This window comes from Psychrobacter sp. JCM 18903 (assembly GCF_000586475.1).
GTDB lineage: Bacteria > Pseudomonadota > Gammaproteobacteria > Pseudomonadales > Moraxellaceae > Psychrobacter.
On record NZ_BAWJ01000016.1, the window covers coordinates 1 to 21,530 of the forward strand.

General features: G+C 43.1%; 14 protein-coding genes and 7 pseudogenes. 13 read left to right on the top strand and 8 right to left on the bottom strand.

Annotation, left to right across the window (positions count from 1 at the left end; translation table 11 throughout):
- Positions 1-26: 26 nt before the first annotated feature.
- Both TT12_RS11280 and TT12_RS11285 read left to right on the top strand, forming a co-directional pair.
- On the top strand, positions 27-968 hold the full coding sequence (locus TT12_RS11280; protein ID WP_045454919.1) for a transaldolase: 942 nt from the start codon (positions 27-29) through the stop codon (positions 966-968).
- A 142-nt stretch (positions 969-1,110) separates the two neighbouring features.
- Entirely contained in the window at positions 1,111-1,587 is a 477-nt protein-coding gene (locus tag TT12_RS11285; protein ID WP_045454922.1) for a hypothetical protein, read from the top strand.
- Between the two features lie 40 nt (positions 1,588-1,627).
- On the opposite strand, the pseudogene TT12_RS11290 reads toward TT12_RS11285, so the two are convergent.
- Positions 1,628-2,196: pseudogene (locus TT12_RS11290) on the bottom strand (adenine phosphoribosyltransferase).
- Positions 2,197-2,551: 355 nt separating this feature from the next.
- On the opposite strand from TT12_RS11290, the gene TT12_RS11295 reads away from it, so the two are divergent.
- Positions 2,552-2,716, top strand: coding sequence for a rubredoxin (locus TT12_RS11295; protein WP_011280463.1), 165 nt, complete (start codon positions 2,552-2,554; stop codon positions 2,714-2,716).
- Between the two features lie 27 nt (positions 2,717-2,743).
- Positions 2,744-3,770 (top strand): annotated as a pseudogene (locus TT12_RS11300) (alpha/beta fold hydrolase).
- Positions 3,771-3,903: 133 nt separating this feature from the next.
- Here TT12_RS11300 and TT12_RS17545 read toward each other — a convergent pair.
- Complete coding sequence (locus tag TT12_RS17545; protein WP_243443629.1) at positions 3,904-4,068, bottom strand: hypothetical protein; 165 nt, start codon at positions 4,066-4,068, stop codon at positions 3,904-3,906.
- Positions 4,062-4,904: a WG repeat-containing protein gene (locus TT12_RS11305; RefSeq protein WP_243443630.1), complete on the bottom strand. Its 843-nt coding sequence runs from the start codon at positions 4,902-4,904 to the stop codon at positions 4,062-4,064. The genes TT12_RS17545 and TT12_RS11305 overlap by 7 nt, the downstream gene beginning before the upstream one ends.
- A 404-nt stretch (positions 4,905-5,308) precedes the next feature.
- Between TT12_RS11305 and TT12_RS11310 the strand changes: the two are divergent.
- A pseudogene (locus TT12_RS11310) lies at positions 5,309-6,240 on the top strand (DMT family transporter).
- Positions 6,241-6,385: 145 nt separating this feature from the next.
- Here the strand turns inward: TT12_RS11310 and TT12_RS11315 are convergent.
- Positions 6,386-7,735 carry a solute carrier family 23 protein gene (locus TT12_RS11315; RefSeq protein WP_207804061.1) on the bottom strand — a complete coding sequence of 450 codons (1,350 nt, stop codon included), beginning with the start codon at positions 7,733-7,735 and terminating at the stop codon, positions 6,386-6,388.
- 621 nt (positions 7,736-8,356) lie between these two features.
- Between TT12_RS11315 and TT12_RS11320 the strand changes: the two are divergent.
- Positions 8,357-9,788 (top strand): annotated as a pseudogene (locus TT12_RS11320) (L-serine ammonia-lyase).
- A 220-nt stretch (positions 9,789-10,008) separates the two neighbouring features.
- On the opposite strand, the gene TT12_RS11325 reads toward TT12_RS11320, so the two are convergent.
- From TT12_RS11325 to xthA, 3 genes and pseudogenes are all read right to left on the bottom strand, one after another.
- Complete coding sequence (locus TT12_RS11325; RefSeq protein WP_243443631.1) at positions 10,009-10,377, bottom strand: DUF4377 domain-containing protein; 369 nt, start codon at positions 10,375-10,377, stop codon at positions 10,009-10,011.
- A gap of 427 nt (positions 10,378-10,804) precedes the next feature.
- Entirely contained in the window at positions 10,805-11,998 is a 1,194-nt protein-coding gene (argJ, locus tag TT12_RS11330; RefSeq protein ID WP_045454930.1) for a bifunctional glutamate N-acetyltransferase/amino-acid acetyltransferase ArgJ, read from the bottom strand.
- A 156-nt stretch (positions 11,999-12,154) separates the two neighbouring features.
- Positions 12,155-12,978, bottom strand: a pseudogene (xthA, locus tag TT12_RS11335) (exodeoxyribonuclease III).
- A 221-nt stretch (positions 12,979-13,199) separates the two neighbouring features.
- Between xthA and TT12_RS15645 the strand changes: the two are divergent.
- The 7 genes and pseudogenes from TT12_RS15645 to TT12_RS17555 all read left to right on the top strand — a co-directional run bounded on the left by TT12_RS15645 (position 13,200) and on the right by TT12_RS17555 (position 20,382).
- Complete coding sequence (locus TT12_RS15645; RefSeq protein WP_243443632.1) at positions 13,200-13,616, top strand: hotdog family protein; 417 nt, start codon at positions 13,200-13,202, stop codon at positions 13,614-13,616.
- Positions 13,617-13,642: 26 nt separating this feature from the next.
- Positions 13,643-13,789: a hypothetical protein gene (locus TT12_RS17550; RefSeq protein ID WP_243443633.1), complete on the top strand. Its 147-nt coding sequence runs from the start codon at positions 13,643-13,645 to the stop codon at positions 13,787-13,789.
- A gap of 72 nt (positions 13,790-13,861) precedes the next feature.
- Positions 13,862-14,740: an ABC transporter ATP-binding protein gene (locus TT12_RS11345; RefSeq protein WP_201560191.1), complete on the top strand. Its 879-nt coding sequence runs from the start codon at positions 13,862-13,864 to the stop codon at positions 14,738-14,740.
- Between the two features lie 100 nt (positions 14,741-14,840).
- Entirely contained in the window at positions 14,841-15,635 is a 795-nt protein-coding gene (locus tag TT12_RS11350; protein ID WP_045454933.1) for an ABC transporter permease, read from the top strand.
- A 715-nt stretch (positions 15,636-16,350) separates the two neighbouring features.
- Positions 16,351-18,048 carry an AMP-binding protein gene (locus tag TT12_RS11355; RefSeq protein WP_045454936.1) on the top strand — a complete coding sequence of 566 codons (1,698 nt, stop codon included), beginning with the start codon at positions 16,351-16,353 and terminating at the stop codon, positions 18,046-18,048.
- 772 nt (positions 18,049-18,820) lie between these two features.
- A pseudogene (locus TT12_RS11360) lies at positions 18,821-19,896 on the top strand (AMP-binding protein); the annotation flags it as partial.
- 219 nt (positions 19,897-20,115) lie between these two features.
- Positions 20,116-20,382 carry an AMP-binding enzyme gene (locus TT12_RS17555; RefSeq protein ID WP_243443639.1) on the top strand — a complete coding sequence of 89 codons (267 nt, stop codon included), beginning with the start codon at positions 20,116-20,118 and terminating at the stop codon, positions 20,380-20,382.
- 131 nt (positions 20,383-20,513) lie between these two features.
- Here TT12_RS17555 and TT12_RS11365 read toward each other — a convergent pair.
- Positions 20,514-21,214: pseudogene (locus TT12_RS11365) on the bottom strand (SDR family oxidoreductase).
- Positions 21,215-21,530 lie beyond the last annotated feature (316 nt).

Here is a 21,530-nt window from a genome sequence, read left to right on the forward strand (position 1 = left end):
CTGTTTTTTGATCAAAAGGATATCTGATGAGCGCATTACAACAGCTTCGTACCATGACCACCATTGTCGCTGATACTGGTGACCTTGCCGCCATTGCGCGCTTAAAACCTATCGATGCGACCACCAATCCAAGCCTCATTACCAAAGCACTCCTCCATCCTGACAACCAAGGCATGCTGTCAGAAACCATGAGTCGTCATAATGGCAATATAGATGCAGTGATTGACGCGCTGACCATTCAGGTTGGCTGTGATATTTTAGAGCTTATTCAAGGCCGCGTCTCTACCGAAGTGGATGCTCGTTTGTCTTATGACACTCAGGCGACGATTGATAAAGCCTTAGTATTTATGGAAGCTTACCAAAAAGCAGGGGTTAACTCAGAGCGCGTATTAATTAAAATGGCCGCGACATGGCAAGGGATTGAGGCAGCACGCTATCTTGAAACCCAAAATATTCACTGCAATTTAACGTTGTTATTTGGACAGCATCAAGCAATTGCCTGTGCCGATGCAGGTGTGACATTGATATCGCCTTTCGTTGGTCGTATTTTAGACTGGCAAAAACGCCAACAAAATCGTCAAAACGTGCCCGCTTCTGATGATATGGGCGTGCAGTCTGTAAAGCGCATTTATCAATACTACAAGCAGCATAACTATAATACGCAAGTGATGGGCGCAAGCTTTCGCTCGACTGAACAGATATTAGCGCTAGCAGGGTGTGATCTATTGACCATCGCGCCTGACCTTATCGACGCGCTGGCAGCGATGGATACTGAGGTGATACAGCAACTGTCACCTAGCATGTCATTAGATGTAGCCGACATGAAACGCGTGAGTCTAACGCGAGAGGAATATAGTAGCGCCTATCAACAAGACACGGTTACACAAGATTTATTACCAAAAGGTATCGACGGCTTTATTGGTGCTCGTGATGAGCTTGCTCAGATGTTAGCAGCGATGCGTCATTGATATGAGCGTCGAGCGTTATAAACAGTGATGAGTATGATCAACATTTTACAAACCTCAGTCGCAGGTTATAAAAGAAATTTGCCTGCTAATAGTAAGTTGGCTATCATGGCTCACTTCTCACAACAAGAAGCAAGGCTTGATTATGAAACGGCTATCAGTGTTATTAGTGGGTGGTGTTCTAGCAGTCAGCACGCATGCAGTGAACTGGTCAAAAATATCAGAAAGTCCTACTGGATCAATTTTTAGCTTAGACTTGGACTCTATTGAAAGCTCCGACATCAATATCATAGACGAAAAAAATGTCGAAAACATCACCGTATCTATCCGCAGAACATACCCTGCACAAAAAGATGAAACAAAAGTAGATAAGGAAGGTAAAGAAAAAGCGATTCATCATAGCGATCAGCAATTGCTCATCTCTTGTAAAGACGCCAGTTACTATAAACGCGCTTACGTTAACTATGATGCCAATAATAAGGTATTAGAATCTTGGCAATCAGAAAAACCCATATTAACCACCAAAGATTTTAAGATAACCAAGCCAAAAACGATTAGTCGTATGCTAATAGAACAGGCGTGTAAAACTTACCTTACCAGCAAGACAAGTAACGTACGTTAAGACAAAGCAAATACAGGCAATTAAAAAAGCGTTGCCAGTTTTAAGCCTTTAAAACCGTATAGACAGGCACTGGAAATTCGCCATGCAAATCAACCAAATCTAGCAATACTAACGCCCCCACCACGGTATGGTCTGCCGATTTACACAGCTCATAAGCGGTGGTTAAAGTACCACCTGTGGCTAAAATATCATCGACCAATAGCACGCGCTCAGGCGGTAGATTGTTTTGCATCTCAAGAGTATCTTTACCATATTCTAGAGCATACGCTTTATTGGCAACGCGCGGTGGCAGCTTACCGGGTTTACGTAGCAAAATCATCCCTTTGCCCAATCGACCTGCAAGCAAACTTGCAAAGACAAAACCACGCGCTTCAACTGCCCCTAGACAATCTACCTCGTCCATCACACCTTCAGGCAGTGCGGCGAGCAATGCATCTATCACCTCATTAATATGACTGCGCAGTAACGGCGTAATATCATAAAAATCAATGCCGACTTCGGGAAGTCTGGTACTGTGCGAATCACTTGCCAGAAGGGATGATCCGTATTGAGCTTATTAGACGACTCATTTTCGACATTTTTAGATGTAGCGGCAGCATTAATGCTCATGGTAACCCTTAGCGTATATGACTTAGATAATGTAATTTAGATAATAATATATCAACGATAAATGATGGCTAATACTGTGAATTTAGCGGCGCTTATTATAACATAATTGATAGAAATATCGCAGTTGCGCACGTAAGCGTACAGGTGCTTACTGACAGACAGAAGACCTAAACCCCTTGATAAAAACCAATCAATCTCAATATACAAGTGTAAACTTAACGACGAAAATCACGGTTATATGCTAAACTATGTGCGCTTTTACAGTCTCATTTAACGGCTGTGGTTGCAAGTATGCACGTCAAAAACACCCTGTAACACGGATTATAAACACTGATAATGCTCGATAGGACTATTTATGAAACGTTATGAATGTATCGTCTGCGGCTGGATATATGATGAAGCACTCGGCTGTCCCGAAGAAGGGATTGCGCCAGGCACTAAATGGGATGACATCCCTGATGATTGGACCTGCCCAGAGTGCGGTGTGGGCAAGCTTGATTTTGAGATGCTTGAGCTGTAATAGACGACCCTCTAATTAGGACACTTCATGACAACATCGAATGACATCAAACCATCGGCAACCCTACAAGAAGACTTAGGTGGCTACCCTACTCCTGAGTGGCAAAAGTTTGGCGCGCACCAATGGCGAGACTCTGACCTTAGCAAGCATCTGTATCAATCAATGATTGATATCGGCGATGGCATTGAGCTGTGTGTTGAGGCAGGTGGCAATCCTAATGATCCACCACTGCTCATGATTATGGGACTTGGCTCACAGATGATATTTTGGCCAGATAATTTTATCAAGCGCCTTATTGATGCCGGTTTTTTTGTCATTCGTTTTGATAATCGTGATATTGGTCTGTCTTCTAAAGTGCAGATTGATGGACTACCGCGTATCAGTCAGCTAAAAATGATGATGCGCCTGCAAACGGGGTTGTCCAATAAAGGTACGCAAGTGGCTTATAATTTAACAGATATGGCAGAAGATACCGCTCGTTTGATTAAGGCGTTGCAGTTGGGGAAAACCCATCTGATTGGGGCTTCGATGGGCGGCATGATTGCGCAAATCGTAGCGGCACGTTATCCAAGTTTAGTACAGCGCATGGCGTTGATGTTTACCACGACCAACCGTGCATTTTTAAAACCACCAAAACCTAGGCAGCTATATACTGATCAACCGCCCTGAAAGTCATTCTGAGCGCGATATCGTGCGCCATAGCGTGTGGTTTATGAAGACAGTCGGTACGCCTGGGCATGTCAACGTACGTATGGTGCGTGAAATTGCCAAATTGCGTTATCAGCGCAACTTTCATCCGCTCGGCACGGTACAACAGCTCAATGCTATCTTGGCATCAGGCTCTATTAGCAGGTTTAGCAAGCAAGTCAAAGCGCCGACTATCGTACTGCATGGTAGCGCAGATGGACTACTGCCCGCCTCACAAGGTCGTGTGGTTGCCAAGACCATTCCGAATGCCAAGTTTCATTTAATCGAAGGCATGGCGCATGATATTCCTGAATACTATCAACCTTATATGGTCGATTTAATCAGCAATCATTTATTAGACGAATAATTTTAGTTGTCACACAATTCATAAAAAAGAGCGTAAACCCTATGAATCAATAGTAGGATTTACGCTCTTTTTTATGCTGGATATTTTACCTAGGTCATTAGATCATGTAGGTCTTTATATTTGGACGCGCCGCTTAATCACAGCCCACTCCTGTGCCCTCTTTATCGATACACATTTTATTGCCGTTTTTTAGATTGCCAATCCACGCTTTACCACCAGTAAAGGTGAAGGCGGGTTTGCCTTGATAAAGATCACCAGCTGACACACCGCTATTGGCAAAGCGAAAAGGAATCACCAACTCGCCACCAAGATTAACAAAGCCCCAGTTTCATCGATGCGCACGCCAGCCAAGCCTTCGGCAAAGGGACGCACCTCGTCAAAAGAATAGGTAATCATGGTCACATTATTATCATCGATAAACCCCCATTTGCCATCTTGCTGACGCGGTTGTAGCATCGTAAAGCGATTGGGAAGTGTCTGGTTGGATGAGGATGCATTGCCATTAGCGCTGGCAGGTGCTCGTGGCGTCGTGGATTGCTCGTTGTTACTACCATTTGGGTCACTGGTCGTTTTGCCGTTTTCATCAATCCAACTGATCGCTTGATTTTTACGTACACGGGCGACACCATTTTGGTAATCATCAATGTCACTAATCACGGACGAAAACGGCACGATGGTTTTATTACTAGTAGTAATGACCCCATATTTACCATCCTGCTTTACCACGATACGCCCGTTAGAGACGGGACGCGCCCAACCCTGTCCTTCTTTAAGCACATCATACATCGCAGGCACTACTTCACGACCTTGCATATTAAGATAACCGACATGACCGTTGCGCAGTACAGGCAGTAGACCTGCCGATATCTTACTGGCATCAACTTTTTGATAACGTGATAAATCAACGACGCTTTTGCCCTTACTATTCATCAGAGCAACTGGCGCGCCGAAATCTTTTGTCGCCAAAAAATAGCCGCTATTTGCCGTACAAGCCACGTTTTTATAATAACTTTTTGGAATTTTGCAACTGGCCGCTTGTACGCTTGGCGCCATAAATAGCGTAATAGCAAAGATGGCGATAGCAAAACCAGATGTCGATAGTCGTTGTTGTAGGGATAATGAACGTCGCAACATAGATGAACCTAGGCTAATGGTATTGAAGTACTTGAGGTAAAGACTAATAAGAAACTATCCTGTTTTATTGTGCCACTACAGAGATTATAAACCACTAGATTAGCAAATAGTGATATCTACGCCAACATCGTTCCTGTAAGAATGTCTCCACCATATATTCGTATTGTTATAGATACTTTCTTATATGAGTGAAGCTTAAGGTCATCATTGATTTTATACCTAGCATATACAGAGATAAAACCTGATATCGTGATAATAAATCAAACAATAAGCATAAATGATAGTTTGACCATTTCATTTTAGCGTCAAAACCTAGACAATACGGCTTGTATTAGCGTCAGTATTCATTGGCGTTATCGTTGATACAGTAAGATAAAATAATAATATGGATATAAGGATATTGTATGGCGATTGCTTCTTCACGCTCTGCCTCTACTGGGTTGGTCATTGGTTGTATTATCTTTGGTCTGGGTAGTTTGATTGTCGCTCACGTTGATATTGGCGGTTGGGCAATGGCATTTTGGCGCTTGGCTATTTCAGGTGTCGTATTCGCTGTATTGGCCAAAATCATGGGACAGCGTCTACCCCGCTCAAGGCGCGCTATTTTTTATGGTTTATTATCAGGTGTCTTTTTAGGCTTAGATCTGGCGCTCTGGCACGAGAGTATTTATGCGGTCGGCCTGGTATCTCAACTTTATTGAATAGCCTACAGATTTTCTTTTTAGCCGCCATTGGGTTTTTATATTTTAACGAACGCCAATCTATATTGCAGCTCATCAGTTTGTTTTTAGCCATGTTTGGTGTGGCCATGATAGGCAGTCCTGAGTTTGCGCATAACAGCGCTGCCACTTGGGGGTTCGTCACTGGTATCGTCTCAGGGGCAATGCTAGCAGCATCGATGACTTTTATCCGTAAGACGCATGATACTGAACCCACACCTATATTTATGCTGATGCAGCTGATTAGTATCGGTGGTGTATTGGCGATGATTGTTCCTATGTTTGTGTTTGATATGGGTCATATTTTACCAAACACTTGGTCTGAGATTGGCTGGGTGCTCATCTACGGTACGGTGATGCAATGCTTGGCGTGGGGGCTAATTGCCTATTCCATTCCTAAGCTGTCTTTGGCGTTAACTGGATTATTATTATTATCAGAACCTATTGCCGCATTGGTCATTGATTATAGCTGGCTGGACAAACCAATTAATAGCTTACAGTGGAGCGGTGCTCTGTTGACCATGTTTGCAATCTATTTGGGCTCACTGAAACCTAAGCCGCGCGCCCTACGACGTTATCGGTTTTTCTCAAAATTTTACAAGCGAGACTACAAGTAGCTTTTATTCTGCATTTTTATCGTGCACTTGCTGCCACTCCATAAAAAGCGCATGCTACCGATAGCATGGGCGCTTTTTATGGAGTGATATACGCTGTTATCGTCGTTATCTGATAGGTATAAAACCTCAGCATCATAAAAGCTGATTACTTAGCCAATGATTGATGAGCAGCCTTCGCTTCAGATCCTTGGTTAAATAACGCATTTAAGACAATCGCTGCCAAAGTCGCCGTACCGATACCGCCCAAATCAAAGCCGCCTAAATGCAAACTAAAGTTACCGGTACCCATAATAACGGTCACGGCCGCGATAATTAGATTGCTGTTTTTGCTAAAGTCGATACGACTGTCTATCCAAATTTTGACGCCTGCAATAGCAATCAAACCGAACACCACAATGGACGCACCGCCCAATAAAGCGGCTGGTATCGTCTGAATGATGGCACCAAATTTCGGTGATAGCCCTAACAAAATAGCTACCACGCCTGCCACGACAAATATTGTTGTGCTATACACCTTAGTCACCGCCATCACACCGATGTTTTCAGCATAAGTCGTCACACCAGTACCGCCAAATCCTGCTGAAAAGGTGGTTGCCAAACCATCAGCAAAAAATGCTCGACCCATATAAGGCGTGACACGAGCTTTGGTCATACCTTCGACAGCCTTAAAATGCCCTAAGTTTTCAGCCACCAAAATAAAGGCCACAGGCGCAATCAGAATAATAGCACTCATCTCAAAGCGAGGCGTATGGATACTAGGTAAGCCAAACCACGAAGCAGCTGCCACACCACTAAAGTCAATCGCCGTACCAAAACCCATGACGTTGGTCATGATAAAATAGGCAAAATAGGATAATATTAAACCAACCAGTAATAGCAGACGACGCAGCATACCACGTGTAAAGACAGCCACACCACTGATGAGTAATACGGTCAAGGTAGCCATCCAAGCATCAAACTGATTGGCAGACACCCCTTGAATGGTCACTGGCGCTAAGTTGAGACCAATAATCATCACAATAGCACCAGTAACGATAGGCGGCATCAAACGCTCAATCCAGCCAGTACCCGTTTTCATCACCAGCAGCCCAATTAACGCATAAATGATACCGCAAGCCATGATGCCGCCCAAAGCGACATTCAAATTACCATTGAACCCTGCGCCTGCATAAGCTGTCACAGCGATAACGGGACCAATGAAAGCAAAACTTGAGCCCAAATAGCTCGGCATGCGCCCACCAGTGATCAGAAAAAACATCACCGTACAGATACCTGACATCAAAATGGCTAAGTTGGGATCAAAGCCCATTAACAGCGGCGCAAGCACGGTCGCACCAAACATCGCAAAAGTATGCTGTACACCTAATAGCACGCTTTTTGACGGTGGCAAATATTCATTGATACCGACTGGATCACGATCTAAATCGCCTTGATACGGACGCCATGTCGGAAACCAGCGTCCATTTTCAAAGTCTGGATTGTACGGAGGACTGATCGCCGCAGCTCTAATCCAGGTTCAGCAGATGGTGCTTGAGCGCTGTTTTCTAAAGGCGAGGAAGGGTCTTTTTGAGAGGGCATACACGCTTGTCCTATGTAAACTGGGCTAAAATAATAGACAACAGTAAATGAAAAATAAAAATTGCTTTAAATCAGGGCATCAATCGGCAAGAATATGTGGCTAGAAATTATAATAACGAGTAAAATCCGCATCTTTTCATTTATAATATGTCGCCCTGACTCATTCATTTATGTTGCAATATGGCAAACCAAAAGTATTATTTGGTATGATGACCATGTTTGGTAGATGTATGTGGTCGGATATGTTTAACTAAAAAACGGTTATGGTCGCTTATGACTCAGTGTACTCTGCAGCGACAATCAACTTACAGGATGTTACATAGCCATTAGCTCCGAGCATGATAGCGGAGTTTCAAAACAAATAAAAGTTATTATTCAATCACCATTTTTCCTCTTTTGCGTTAATACTTCCATGGGCGGTGCTTCCTCTATACCTTTGTCGGTGCTATAAGCGAGAGCTGCCTGTTATATTCTCAATGAAAGTGCCTAAAGCAGCTATACAACATGTTAGTGCACTTAAAAAACTTGGTAAGTTATTATGATTAGTGTTTTTGATTTATTTAAAATCGGTATTGGCCCATCAAGCTCACACACGGTAGGACATGGTCGCCGCCAATCTTTTTTTGGGCTCATTAACCAAGCAAACAGAGCTGAAGGCTATTACAGGTGTTGAGATTGAGCTTTATGGCTCTTTGGCAGCCACAGGCAAAGGACATGCAACCGATACTGCTATATTGTTAGGGCTGCTTGGGCATGCTCCTAGTACGATCGATACCCGTTTGACCAGTCAATATTTGTCACCGATTTTTTCAGACAAACAGCTCAATATAGCAGGCACGCATGTTATTGCCTTTGAGACAGAGCGCGATATTCACTGGTATGACGAAACCGTTTTGCCCTACCATCCTAATGCTTTGACTATCCGCGCATTATTGACCGACGGCAGTCATTATCAACAAACCTATTATTCGGTAGGTGGCGGCTTTGTTATCAATGAAGAAGATGCCACCAATCCGGATGAAGATAACGCCACGCCGACCATTGACGCCATTCCTTACCCCTTTAATAGCGCCGCAGAATTGCTGGAGCAATGTTGTCAACACCACTTAAGCGTTAGTGAATTGGTATTGGCAAATGAATGTCATTACCGCAATCAATCAGAAGTTTTTGCTTATTTAGACTCTATTTGGGAGTCAATGCAGGACTGCGTGACGCGAGGCTGTCAAAACAGTGGCATATTACCTGGTGGCTTGGATGTAAAACGCCGTGCCCAAGCATTACATCTACAATTGTGCGCCGAGAAAAACCAACCCATTACCAAAAATGACAAACTCGCTGCCATGGACTGGATTGATTTATATGCCTTGGCGGTCAATGAAGAAAATGCCAATGGTGGAAATGTCGTCACTGCCCCCACCAACGGTGCAGCAGGTATTATTCCTGCGGTGATGCATTACTATCGTGACTTTTTATCAAGCTATAGCCAAGATGGTGCACGCAAGTTTTTGTTAAATGCGACTGCTATTGGCAGTTTAATCAAACAAAATGCCTCCATCTCTGGCGCTGAAGTTGGTTGCCAAGGTGAAGTTGGTTCTGCTTGTGCCATGGCAGCTTCTGCATTGGCAGAAATCTTGGGCGGTGATCCAGCTAAATGCCTTAATGCGGCTGAGATTGGTATTGAGCATAACTTAGGTCTAACATGCGACCCTGTAGGCGGTCTAGTGCAAGTGCCTTGTATCGAGCGCAATGCCATGGGCGCCGTCAAAGCTGTCAATGCGGCACGACTTGCTTGCCGCGGTAATGGACAGCACTTTGTCTCTTTAGATAAAGTGATTGAAACCATGAAAGTCACTGGTGCGGATATGCTAGATAAATACAAAGAAACCTCACGAGGCGGTCTTGCCGTTTATGCAGACAATCGTATCCCTACTGCCACTCATGGCGTCAGTGTAAAATATAGTCAGTGCTAGAGCGTTCTCTAAATTCGATTGACTGTTATCCAAATGGGGATACGTTCTAACATAACGATCGTTTAATATAGCTTATCCTGACATCACATTCCCAAGTATTTGCTAAAATAAAAAAGACCCCTAATTCTGTATTAGGGGTCTTTTTTATTTTGGTCAAATATGCTCATCAACTAGACATGCTCAATGATTCATTACTCAGCTGTTTTTGAAACCACTTCGTTTAGAATCCAACTGGCTTAGCCATGTTAGTATTTTCATCCATCATGACTTCTTGGCGAACATCTAGAATATAACGATAGTTTGGCTCATAAGTGAAGCCCTGAATATTACCGTTTAAAGGTGTGTAGTTTTTCTGATAAGTCTGACGATACTGTAAGCATTCTGCTTCAACCTTAGTACCCTCAGCTGTTGACAGCTCACAGACGGCTTTCAGTGGTGCTACTTCTATTTCAAAACTTGGAATGTTAACCACTTTAACATTCATAGGTTGCCCATCGACAACCATCGTACGTTCGTTATCCATACCCATGGTAGAGCAACCTGACAGGGCAAAGGCGGTCATTACTGCTGCAAGTACTAATTTTTTCATTATTAAATCCTCAGTTAATTGTTATAAATACATTATTAATGGTTTGAGATTATTGTTTTGGACACATCATGCTGGTAAATATATTTTAAAAATATCAGTCAATTTTTGCGATGGGTGTAATACTACTGTCGATATTGAGCCAAGCAAGAGTATTCACCTGATTTAGCTTTACCGAATAAACCTATTAAGTCTCAATAATGTCGTCTATTGTTTGTTTACTGAGGTCAGTATAGAGCGCAACTCGTCTTCTGCTCTATAACTGCTTTGTAAAGTAACGTCAGCTTTTGCAACTGTTGTTAATCGCGCGTATTGAATAGTAGAGTAAATTGATACTGAGAAAAATTTACACATCAAAAAGCCAGAGTGATAGTCACTCTGGCTCAGTTATTCATTAAAAAGTATTTTACTTAGCTGACAGTGATAACCCTTAACTACGATAATCCGCATTAATTTTGACGTAGTCATATGATAAATCGCAGGTGTATACCGTATCGCTAGCATCGCCGCGAGCAAGATCGATATGAATGGTAATCTCAGGGCGACTCATGACGGTCTTACCTGCCGCTTCCGTATAACTAGGGGCGACACCACCATTCTGGCAAATCATGACTTCATCTAGATAAACATCCACTTGTTCCGTATCCAAGTCTTCGATACCAGCATAACCCACTGCCGCTAAGATACGACCCCAATTGGCATCGCTAGCGAAGAATGCGGTTTTGACCAACGGTGAATGCGCGACCGCATATGCCACATCGCAGCACTCTTGCGTTGTTTTGCCATCAGTGACGTTGACGGTCATAAACTTGGTAGCACCCTCGCCATCACGTACGATTAATTGCGCCAGACGGACAAACACCTCGGTCAAAGCCGAAAATATAGCCTGATAATGCGGATGTTCTGGACTATCAATGATATCTGAGCTGGCAGCACCCGTGGCGATCAACACACAGCAATCATTGGTTGAAGTGTCGCCATCGACAGTGATGCGGTTAAAAGACTGCTCATTAATGGCACTTAGCATTTCTCGTAATAGGTCAGCAGCGATATTGGCATCAGTTGCCACATAGCCCAACATGGTCGCCATGTTAGGGCGTATCATGCCTGAGCCTTTTGACATACCTGTCACATGATAGCTAATACCCGCCACGTCGATTTTTTGGCTAGCGAGCTTCGGAATCGTATCTGTGGTGCGAATACCATTCGCCGCGGCAAGCCAATTGTCAGCCCCCAAATTGGCAAGTGCATTATCTAAGCCCGCGATGACCGCATCGCTATTTAATGGCTCGCCAATGACACCGGTCGAGAATGGCAATATTGCATTACTATCCACGCCAGCCTTACTCGCCAGAGCGGCACAGATATCAACGGCGCGACGTTTGCCATCAGCGCCCGTCCCAGCATTAGCATTACCCGTGTTGGTCACCAAATAGCGCGGGCTGGCCTTGGCAAAATGCTCGCGTAATACCCGTACAGGCGCTGCACAGAAGGTATTTTTGGTAGTCACAACCGCTGTGGTCGCGGTATCAGCGATCTCAATTACTACTAAATCATCTCGGTCTTTATAGCGTACGCCTGCGGCAGTGGCGCTTAGCTTGATTCCTTCGATAGGATAAATAATATCAGGTACTGCAACATTTCCGACTGCATGGTTTAACCCTTATTGTGAAATTTTTATCATTATTTATCACGGATGATGCGATAAACACTGAGGTGCGTTGAGCCTTCAACCATGATGCTACGGCTGGTGAAGTATCAAACGCGACCTATATAAATATTACCGTTTTTTTAAATCAAATGCCGACCAAATTGGCGCATGATCAGACGGTTTTTCCATCGCCCGTAGCTCATAGCTAATCCCAGCATCAACACAGGCCTCAACAAGATCCGAGCTGCACAAAATATGATCGATACGCAAGCCACGTTTCGGCTCATCATTGAACCCACGACTGCGATAATCAAACCAGCTATATAGCTCTGTGCTCTCTGGATAATGTAAGCGATAGGTATCTGTCAGCTCGCGTGACATCAGCGCCGCATACCACTCGCGTTCTTCTGGTAAAAACGAGGTCTTCCTATTTTTCAACCAGCGCTTAGCATTGACGTCGCCAATGCCAATATCAGTATCTTCTGGGGCAATATTCATATCACCATGATTATGAGCGAGCGACCTTCTGCTTTTAGGGTATCGATATACGCCATTAAATCTGCATAATAAGCCCGCTTCATCGGGAATTTGGTCGGATGGTCTTGGCTCTCTCCTTGTGGAAAATAACCATTGAGCACATCAATTTCACGACCGTCAAATTCATAGCGGGCATGGATAAAACGCTTCTGTGCCTCGTCATCTTCACCAGGGAAACCTTTTTGCACAAATATAGGTGCAACCTTGGATAGTAGCGCCACACCATAATGGGCTTTTTGACCAAAGTACTCTACGTGATAGCCCAGACTCTCTATATTCTCTAGGGGGAATTGCTCATCATGTACTTTTGTTTCCTGTAGACCCATCACATCAGGATCGATCACTTCTCGCACAGCCTCAAGCTGATGTTGACGTGCGCGAATACCATTGATATTAAAACTGACAAAACGGGTCATAAATTATCCTATACTAATTGATGAAAATACGGTGCTAATATAAAGAAATGGGCTATGAAAGTGCACAATCCGCTATCATAACAGACGTCGACCGACCTAACTGTTGCGCGCCCTGATATCTTAAGCTAGAGTAGTTGTGGTTAATATGGCTGCTATCAAATTTTGGCCATCGAATCATGAACATCGAACAATATTTATTAAAACAATGACCGAGCATCTTTATGATAAAAAATAACAGCAAAAATACAAACACAGTGGCAAGTGTAGACGGCGAATATACGCCATTGTTTACCAAAAATTATAACGTCTATATTAACCATACTGATGCCGGCGGTATAGTCTACCATGCCAATCATTTGGTGTTTTTTGAAAACTGCCGCCGTGATTGGTTTGGGGAACTGAATTTGAATGGGTATTTTTTGCAGACTAACGATGGAGAAATTCAGCATTTTGTCGTCAGTCAAGCAGACTTGCAATACAAAAGAGCTATTTTGTTAGATGAAGTCATCAGTGTGCGCATCGATAAAGTCGAGTTAAAACCTGCCAGCATTATCTTTTACCAGAGCATTTATCGTCACAGCCAGACAGCCTTTCTTCTGATTATGCTAATAGCAATGCTAATGCTAGCAGCTTATTAAGTAGTGGCAAAATCGTCATTGCTTGTGTGCAAAACCAAGTCAAAACCAAACCGCTATCCAATAGTAAGGCAGATACTGCGGTTGCTAGTGCCACGCCCATGCGCCCTATTCGTGTTCCAAAGCATTTACGCGATGCCATTGAGCAAGCGATCCACGAGCAGCTGAATGCTTAGTGGCTGGATAATTAGTAGTTAGATACTTAATGATTGGATATTTAGTGGCTGAATAATTGGCGATAATGACTTATGCATCTTCATAATAATAAACCGATACTGATATTCGAGAATATTCAGGTACATAGTAAACGTACAGCCAGCATACCTGCCTATAATGATAACAAGGTTGGCGATAAAAGTATTAATAACAAAAATATGGAAGCCATAGAAGCCACAACATCTGCGCTATCTACCATTTATCAAAGATGGATCAGCAAACTAAGACCAAACACTGTCTCTCAGCCAATCATACCTGCTCATCAACGATTATTAATCGATGGCGCCACAGGCAGGCTGTTAGCAGGTCAAGTAACCGTGTTGACAGGCGGTTCTGGTAGTGGTAAATCGGTATTATTACGGGTATTGGCTGGACTATTGCCAATGAGCGGCGGCAATGTGCGTTTGCGCCGTGATGACCAATCAACCAGTAGTGCTTATTGTAGTATCCATGATACTGCACCGATACAGTGGCGCACGCACGTTGCCCTACTCGCCCAGCACCCACAATTATTAGAAGGCAGTGTACTTGAGAACTTGCAAATGCCTTATCAGCTACAAGCGCATCAGCACCTTGACTTTGATATCGACTGGCATATCGCACAGCTTGAGCAATTGCAACGCAGCGCTGACTTTTTGCAGCAAGAAGTCTATCATCTATCGGGCGGCGAGCGGCAACTGGTCAACACGTTACGCCTCTTACAATTGAACCCACGGGTGTTGTTACTAGATGAGCCTACCGCTGCCCTAGACAGTGACACTTCAGCCCAGCTCGTACATCTACTCACAAACTGGTTACAGGCAGATAGGCGGCGTACATTACTATGGGTAACTCACGATACGCAAGACATCATGCCATTGGCCGATCGGCATTGGCAGATGCAAGCAGGGGTATTAACTGAGATATTCTAACGCTGAGCTAAGCCTGTCATGTCACTCTTTAAAATGATCTTTCTTAACAAAGTCGTATTAGGGTCTATCTTATATTCGTCATTTTATATAGTGAGCCACGATGAGCGGTACAGATGACATACAAATATTTTTAACTTACGGTGATATTGCCCTTGCCAGCAGCTTAATCATCATCGTTCTTATTATCTCTTGGCGGCTGCGCTTACAGCTGACCAAAACGCTTTTAACCGCGGCTATCCGCACGGTGCTCCAGCTTAGTTTTATCGGTTTGATATTGGCATGGATTTTTGCCCGTGAACAGTGGTATGAAGTCCTGTTAATTTTGACCATCATGACCTTGATTGCAGGTGCTGCTGCCAAAAATCGCGTTAAACGTAGCTATAAAGGTTTGTTAACTGACACTCTGCTAGCAGTAAGCGTTTCGGCTATATTAGTCACTGCGATAGCCATCATGATTATTTTAAAGGTACAGCCTTGGTACACACCGCAATTCGTCATTCCTATCTTGGGGCTGATATTGGGCAACTCGCTCACCGCTATCTCATTGACCAGCAACCAGTTGATTGAATCCTTTCATGAGCAGCAAGGACGTATAGAGATGATGCTCAGCCTATCTGCTCGCCCATTTGAAGCGGTACATGAACCAATACGCGCTGCCATTGTCAATGGCATGACTCCGACGCTGAACTCTATGCTAGTTGTCGGTATTGTTAGCTTACCAGGGATGATGACTGGTCAAATATTGGCTGGCGCTGACCCCACTCAAGCGATTCGCTATCAGATAGTCACTATGTTTTTGATATGTGTGAGCAGTACGCTCGGTTGTACAATCAGCGCGTTACTCATTTATCGACGCTTTTTTAATAAAAACAAGCAGCTGATATTGCCTTTATAGCATTCAGCATGACTAAATCTCAAATGAACTTCTAGGGCTTGTCCTCATTTAAAAAGGGAGATAAAAATGAGATAAATTGTCGTCAAACAAGGAAAGTAGCGCAAATAATATCGAGATATTAATAAGCTATTTGACGATGTTTGCAAAATTTAGCCATTTTTAGGCCATTTAGAAAGTAATCGATTGAATTGAGGACAGGCCCTAACACATCTTTGGTTGATATATTAATTTTGGCTGCGATGATTTTTTAATTGACGCCTTGATTTTTATCAAAATTTATACTCATCCAGTGGCAAACAGGGACGCTACCTATTCATGTTAAATTATATATGAATCGTATTTCTCAGCTTTATTTATGCACTGCTCAGTATTCCATACTAGTATAGTATTTGATGGCATTCATGCTACTGTATTGCTTAAATGTATAATTATTTTCTGATACCTTAGTGTTAGATAGATAACAGGTAGAGCTTATTTAAGAGTAAAAATGCTTTTATGATTAAGCTATCTGTCCGTTCAATTGACTTAATTATCTGCCTAATAATAGTTAAGTCCTTTTGGACGATGGCAACAAAACCTAGCAGCCAGTCAATAGATAAGGATATTATCACTCTCAGCGGCAAACGGTTTACGTCAGCGCTGATGTGTTTATTGACACGGATATGGCTGCTTTACTACAGAATTTACCCTATTTCAAACTTCAAGGACGCTGACTATGACGCCGAATAAACCTTGGCTTGCCCATTATCCTAATGGTGTACCAAAGACCATCAACCCCGATAGATATAGCAGCATCATGGAGCTGTACGAAGAATGCTTTGAGCGCTTTCGTCTGCACCCTATGAGTATCTGTATGGGCGTGACGCATACCTACGATGATGTTGATAAAGCTTCGATTGCCGTTGCCGCATGGTTGCAGGCGCAAGGTCTGCCTCAAGGCAGTGTGGTTGCACTCATGATGCCAAACGTTCCGCAATACCTGCCAACGATGATTGGTATTTTGCGGGCAGGCTACGTTTGTACCCCTGTTAACCCACTGTATACTGGTCGTGAGCTGCGCCATCAGTTGAACGACTCGGGTGCTCAGGTTATTTTTGTGGTCGATAACTTTGCCCAAGCGCTTGAACAAGTCATTGATGAAACCCATATTAAGCGGATTGTCCTCTCAAAAATGGGCGACATGATGGGGTTAAAAGGTATCTTGGTGAATACCATCATCCGTCAGGTCAAACGCTTAGTACCTAAGTACAAACTGAATGACCCTAAGCACGAAGTGACCAAGTTCCCTGATGTGCTGAAGAAAGGCAAAAGCCTGCCGTTCCACAAACCAAAAATGCAGTTAGATCAAAAAGCATTTTTACAGTATACAGGTGGCACAACAGGACTATCTAAAGGGGCTATCTTAACGCAGCGTAATATCGTCGCCGCGGCGATGCAATCAGAAGCATGGACCAAACCGATTACGTCAGAGATTAATGAGGTCTATATCAATATGGTCATGGCGTTACCGCTCTATCATATTTTTGCCTTTATGCTCAGTCTACTCGGCATGCGCTCAGGCTACACCTTTATCTTGATACCTAATCCACGTGATATACCAGGATTTATTAAAACGCTGTCAAAACAGCCGTTCCATATATTGCCAGCGGTTAATACCTTATTTAAAGGCTTACTTGATCATCCCAACTTTAAAGAGTTAGACTTTAGCTCATTACGCATCTCACAAGCAGGTGGTATGGCAGCAACTGAGCAGACAGCTGCTCGCTGGTTGGAAGTCACTGGTTGCGCCATGATTGAAGGTTGGGGTATGACAGAAGGTGTCGCTGTAGGTACCGCTAACGTCATCACTGATCGCAAGTTTAACGGTACGATTGGCGTCCCTGTTCCTAGTGTCGATGTCATTGTCATCGATGATGAAGGCAATCGCGTTGGTGTCAACGAAGCTGGTGAGATGTGTGTAAAAGGTCCTAACGTAACCTCAGGTTATCTTAACAGAGACAGTAGTGATGACTTTACGGCAGATGGCTACTTTCGCACTGGCGATATCGTCAGCATGGATGAAAAAGGATACTTTAGATTATTAGACCGTAAAAAAGACATGATTTTGGTTTCAGGCTTCAATGTCTTCCCAAATGAGGTTGAATCAGTGATGCTAGATTGTGATGGTATTATTGATTGTGCGGTGATCGGTATTCCCGATGAGCATCAAGGTGAAGCAGTCAAAATTTATATCGTCCCTGCCGATAACAATGTCACCAAGGAAGTCATTAAAGAATTTGCATTGGACAATATGACTGGCTATAAATGCCCGCGTCATATCGAATTTGTCAGTGAGTTGCCAAAGAGTAATGTGGGTAAAGTACTACGTCAAAAACTGCGTGAAAAGCATATGTCGGACAACCCACAATTGTAAATAAAAAAATCATTATCAAAAGCGTTTTACATCATATGTAGAGCGCTTTTTTATGTGAATCTATCACTCTTATACAGAAAATCATTACTTTGTAACTATAATGTTAATGCTTTTACATAACAACTTTTTCTACAAACTAGATGATTCTTATCATGATTCATAAATTTCCAAGTAAAATGCCGTTCGCACCTTGTTGCTAACCGCTTATCCTCTATATGGTTACAACATATATTTTTTGCTTTATCAAACTTAATTATAACTATCAAGTTCTTGTATAAAAATAACAATATCAATTGTAGTTATGTTAATGTGTTGCCAAAATAAGTCACGCTATTTTTTATTAGTGTGAGTCGATAGTCGTTCAATTCAGATCAGTTTATGAGCAAGTGGTGCTTTTCTTAGTAAGGATAATAGTAACCAGCTGTTTACTGTATTTAGACCACTGCTTTTTATAGTGAAATGAGCTTGTAGTTAAATAATTTATATAGAGGTCACCGTATTTTAGCAGTCTGTGAATCGATAGGATAGCACGCGACAATCCATTGCTCTTAAGGCGATGATTTATATTGTTGACAAGGATGTGACTACTCTTTTATAGAACCTTAACGTATCACAACATTTAAGGACGCTAAGTATGACAGTAGATAAGCCTTGGCTGGCGCAATATCCAGAAAACGTACCCAAGACCATTAATCCTGATCAATATGAGAGCCTCATAGAGCTGTATGAGGAATGTTTCAATCGTTTTCGTATGCATCCTATGACTATTTGTATGGGTGTCACTCATACTTATGGTGATGTGGATAAAGCCTCACTGGCCGTTGCCGCATGGTTACAAGCGCAAGGCATTCCTAAAGGCAGTGTGGTCGCACTCATGATGCCAAACGTGCCGCAATATCTGCCAACGATGATTGGTATTTTGCGGGCAGGTTATGTGTGTACCCCAGTTAACCCACTGTATACCGGTCGTGAGCTGCGCCATCAGTTGAACGACTCGGGTGCTCAAGTTATTTTTGTGGTTGATAACTTTGCTCAAGCACTCGAGCAGGTAATCGAAGAGACGGATATCAAACGTATTGTCCTATCGAAAATGGGCGATATGATGGGATTAAAAGGTATTTTGGTCAATACGGTAATCCGTCAGGTCAAACGCTTAGTGCCGAAATATAATCTTGACGATCCTAAATACAACGTTACCAAGTTTCCAGATGTGCTGAAAAAAGGTAAAAACCTACCGTTTCAAGCACCAAAAACGGCTTTGCAACATAAAGCGATTTTGCAGTATACCGGTGGTACCACAGGATTGTCTAAAGGCGCGGTATTAACTCAGCGTAATGTCGTTGCTGCGGCCATGCAGTCAGAAGCATGGTTTCGCCCTGTTACCTCAGAAATTAATGAGGTTTATATCAATATGGTCATGGCACTGCCGCTGTATCATATTTTTGCTTACATGCTTAGCCTGCTTGGCATGCGCTCAGGTTACACTTTTATTTTGGTACCAATCCGCGTGATATGCCTGGATTTATCAAAACTTTATCCAAACAGCCGTTCCATATTTTCCCAGCGGTTAATACTTTGTTTAAAGGCTTGCTTGATCAGCCAAACTTTAAAGACCTAGATTTCAGCTCACTTCGTCTCTCGCAGGCAGGTGGTATGGCAGCAACCGAACAAACAGCGGCGCGTTGGTTAGAAGTGACAGGCTGTCCGATGGTTGAAGGTTGGGGTATGACTGAATGTGTAGCAGTCGGCACCAACAATATCGTCATTGATCGTAAATTTAATAGTACGATTGGCACGCCTGGTCCAAGCGTTGATATTATTGTTATCGATGAAGATGGCAAAGAAGTAGGCGTTAATCAGGCAGGCGAGCTGTGCATCAAAGGTCCAAATGTCATGTCGGGCTACTTTAATAAAGACAGTAGTAGCGACTTTACTAAAGAGGGTTATTTCCGTACGGGTGATATCGTCAGTATGGATGAAAAAGGTTACTTTAGATTATTAGATCGCAAAAAAGATATGATTTTGGTCTCAGGCTTTAACGTCTTCCCAAATGAAATCGAGTCGGTTATGCTTGATTGTAAAGGCATTATTGAGTGTGCAGTCATCGGTATTCCTGATGAACATCAAGGTGAGACGGTAAAAATATATATCGTCCCGGCCGATAATAACGTCACTAAAAGTGATATTAAAGAGTTCGCTATCGATAACTTGACCGGCTATAAATGCCCGCGTCATATCGAGTTTGTCACCGAGCTACCTAAGAGTAATGTCGGCAAGATACTACGTCAAAAATTGCGTGAAAAACATATGTCAGATAATCCGCAAACCTTGTAGTCGTTAAGACTCTCAGTAGTTAAGACTTATAAGTTTCAAAAAATAAAAGCCCACTATATACAATGTAGCGGGCTTTTTGTTGCGTTAATTTTTCTTGACTAATTTTGACATTAATAACAACACAACCGCTATCAGCTGACTCTATTGACCACTTGTAATGGCAAATGCTTCATCGCTTGACCGACAATCGACCATGGCAGACTTGGCACGCAAGCTTCGTCTACTTCTGCCTCAATCGCAGCAACGATCGCTTTGGTGCCTGTTTCTGCATCTACTTCAAACGGTAAAGGTTTGGCATTTTCATTAATTTCAGTACGGATATACCTGGATAAATGGTCGAGACTTTAATGGGCAATTTGGTTAATAACATATCAGCACGAATGCCTTCTGCCAGATGAGCCAAACCCGCCTTACTTGCACCATAAGCGGTCAAATGCTTAGGCAGTCCACGCATTGCTGACATGCTTGATATCACCACCAGATGACCGCTGTTTTGTGCGCGGAAAATATTCATCGCCGCTTCACATTGCGCGAGCGCAGAGACAAAGTTAATCTCAACGGTGCGTCGGTTGGTATCGAAGCGCCCTTTACCAATACGGCGACTATCCCCGACGCCCGCATTGACCACCACACGATCGATATGACCAAAGTCAGTTGCGAACGCATCAAATACATCGAATATGGCATCATAGTCGCTGACATCTAATGCTCGATATTCAACACGAATATCAGGATACGCTGCCATCAACTCTGCTTGTAGACTTCCTAGACGGTCGGTACGACGCGCGCAAATCGCTAAATTATAGCCAAGCTTGGCAAACAATCTTGCCATGCCTTCGCCCAGTCCTGAGCTGGCACCCGTGATTAATACTGTTTTACCACGACCAATCTGCTGCTTATTTAAACCTTTTAGATAGCGCGCAGGCTGAATCGCGCTAAATAGCTGATTTTTACTTTGTTTAGCGCTTTTGGTGACTAAATTGATCAATTTATTTTGCATAGAACGTCCTGTTTACATCCATATTATATGAAGCTGACAGTCTATAATATCGCAAATTGATAAGTGCGGCTTGTCTGTTATAAAAATACACAAAAAGTACTCAACAGTTATCATAACTGATTCTAATAACATAAAAATCGGCTACGTG

What these genes read in the sequence shown, in the direction of transcription:
- TT12_RS11280 (WP_045454919.1), top strand. Translation starts at nt 27, where the DNA reads ATGAGCGCATTACAACAGCTTCGTACCATGACCACCATTGTCGCTGAT.
- TT12_RS11285 (WP_045454922.1), top strand. Translation starts at nt 1,111, where the DNA reads ATGAAACGGCTATCAGTGTTATTAGTGGGTGGTGTTCTAGCAGTCAGC.
- TT12_RS11295 (WP_011280463.1), top strand. Translation starts at nt 2,552, where the DNA reads ATGAAACGTTATGAATGTATCGTCTGCGGCTGGATATATGATGAAGCA.
- TT12_RS11305 (WP_243443630.1), bottom strand. Translation starts at nt 4,904, where the DNA reads ATGTTGCGACGTTCATTATCCCTACAACAACGACTATCGACATCTGGT.
- TT12_RS11325 (WP_243443631.1), bottom strand. Translation starts at nt 10,377, where the DNA reads ATGAAAAAATTAGTACTTGCAGCAGTAATGACCGCCTTTGCCCTGTCA.
- TT12_RS15645 (WP_243443632.1), top strand. Translation starts at nt 13,200, where the DNA reads ATGATAAAAAATAACAGCAAAAATACAAACACAGTGGCAAGTGTAGAC.
- TT12_RS11345 (WP_201560191.1), top strand. Translation starts at nt 13,862, where the DNA reads ATGCATCTTCATAATAATAAACCGATACTGATATTCGAGAATATTCAG.
- TT12_RS11350 (WP_045454933.1), top strand. Translation starts at nt 14,841, where the DNA reads ATGAGCGGTACAGATGACATACAAATATTTTTAACTTACGGTGATATT.
- TT12_RS11355 (WP_045454936.1), top strand. Translation starts at nt 16,351, where the DNA reads ATGACGCCGAATAAACCTTGGCTTGCCCATTATCCTAATGGTGTACCA.
- TT12_RS17555 (WP_243443639.1), top strand. Translation starts at nt 20,116, where the DNA reads ATGCTTGATTGTAAAGGCATTATTGAGTGTGCAGTCATCGGTATTCCT.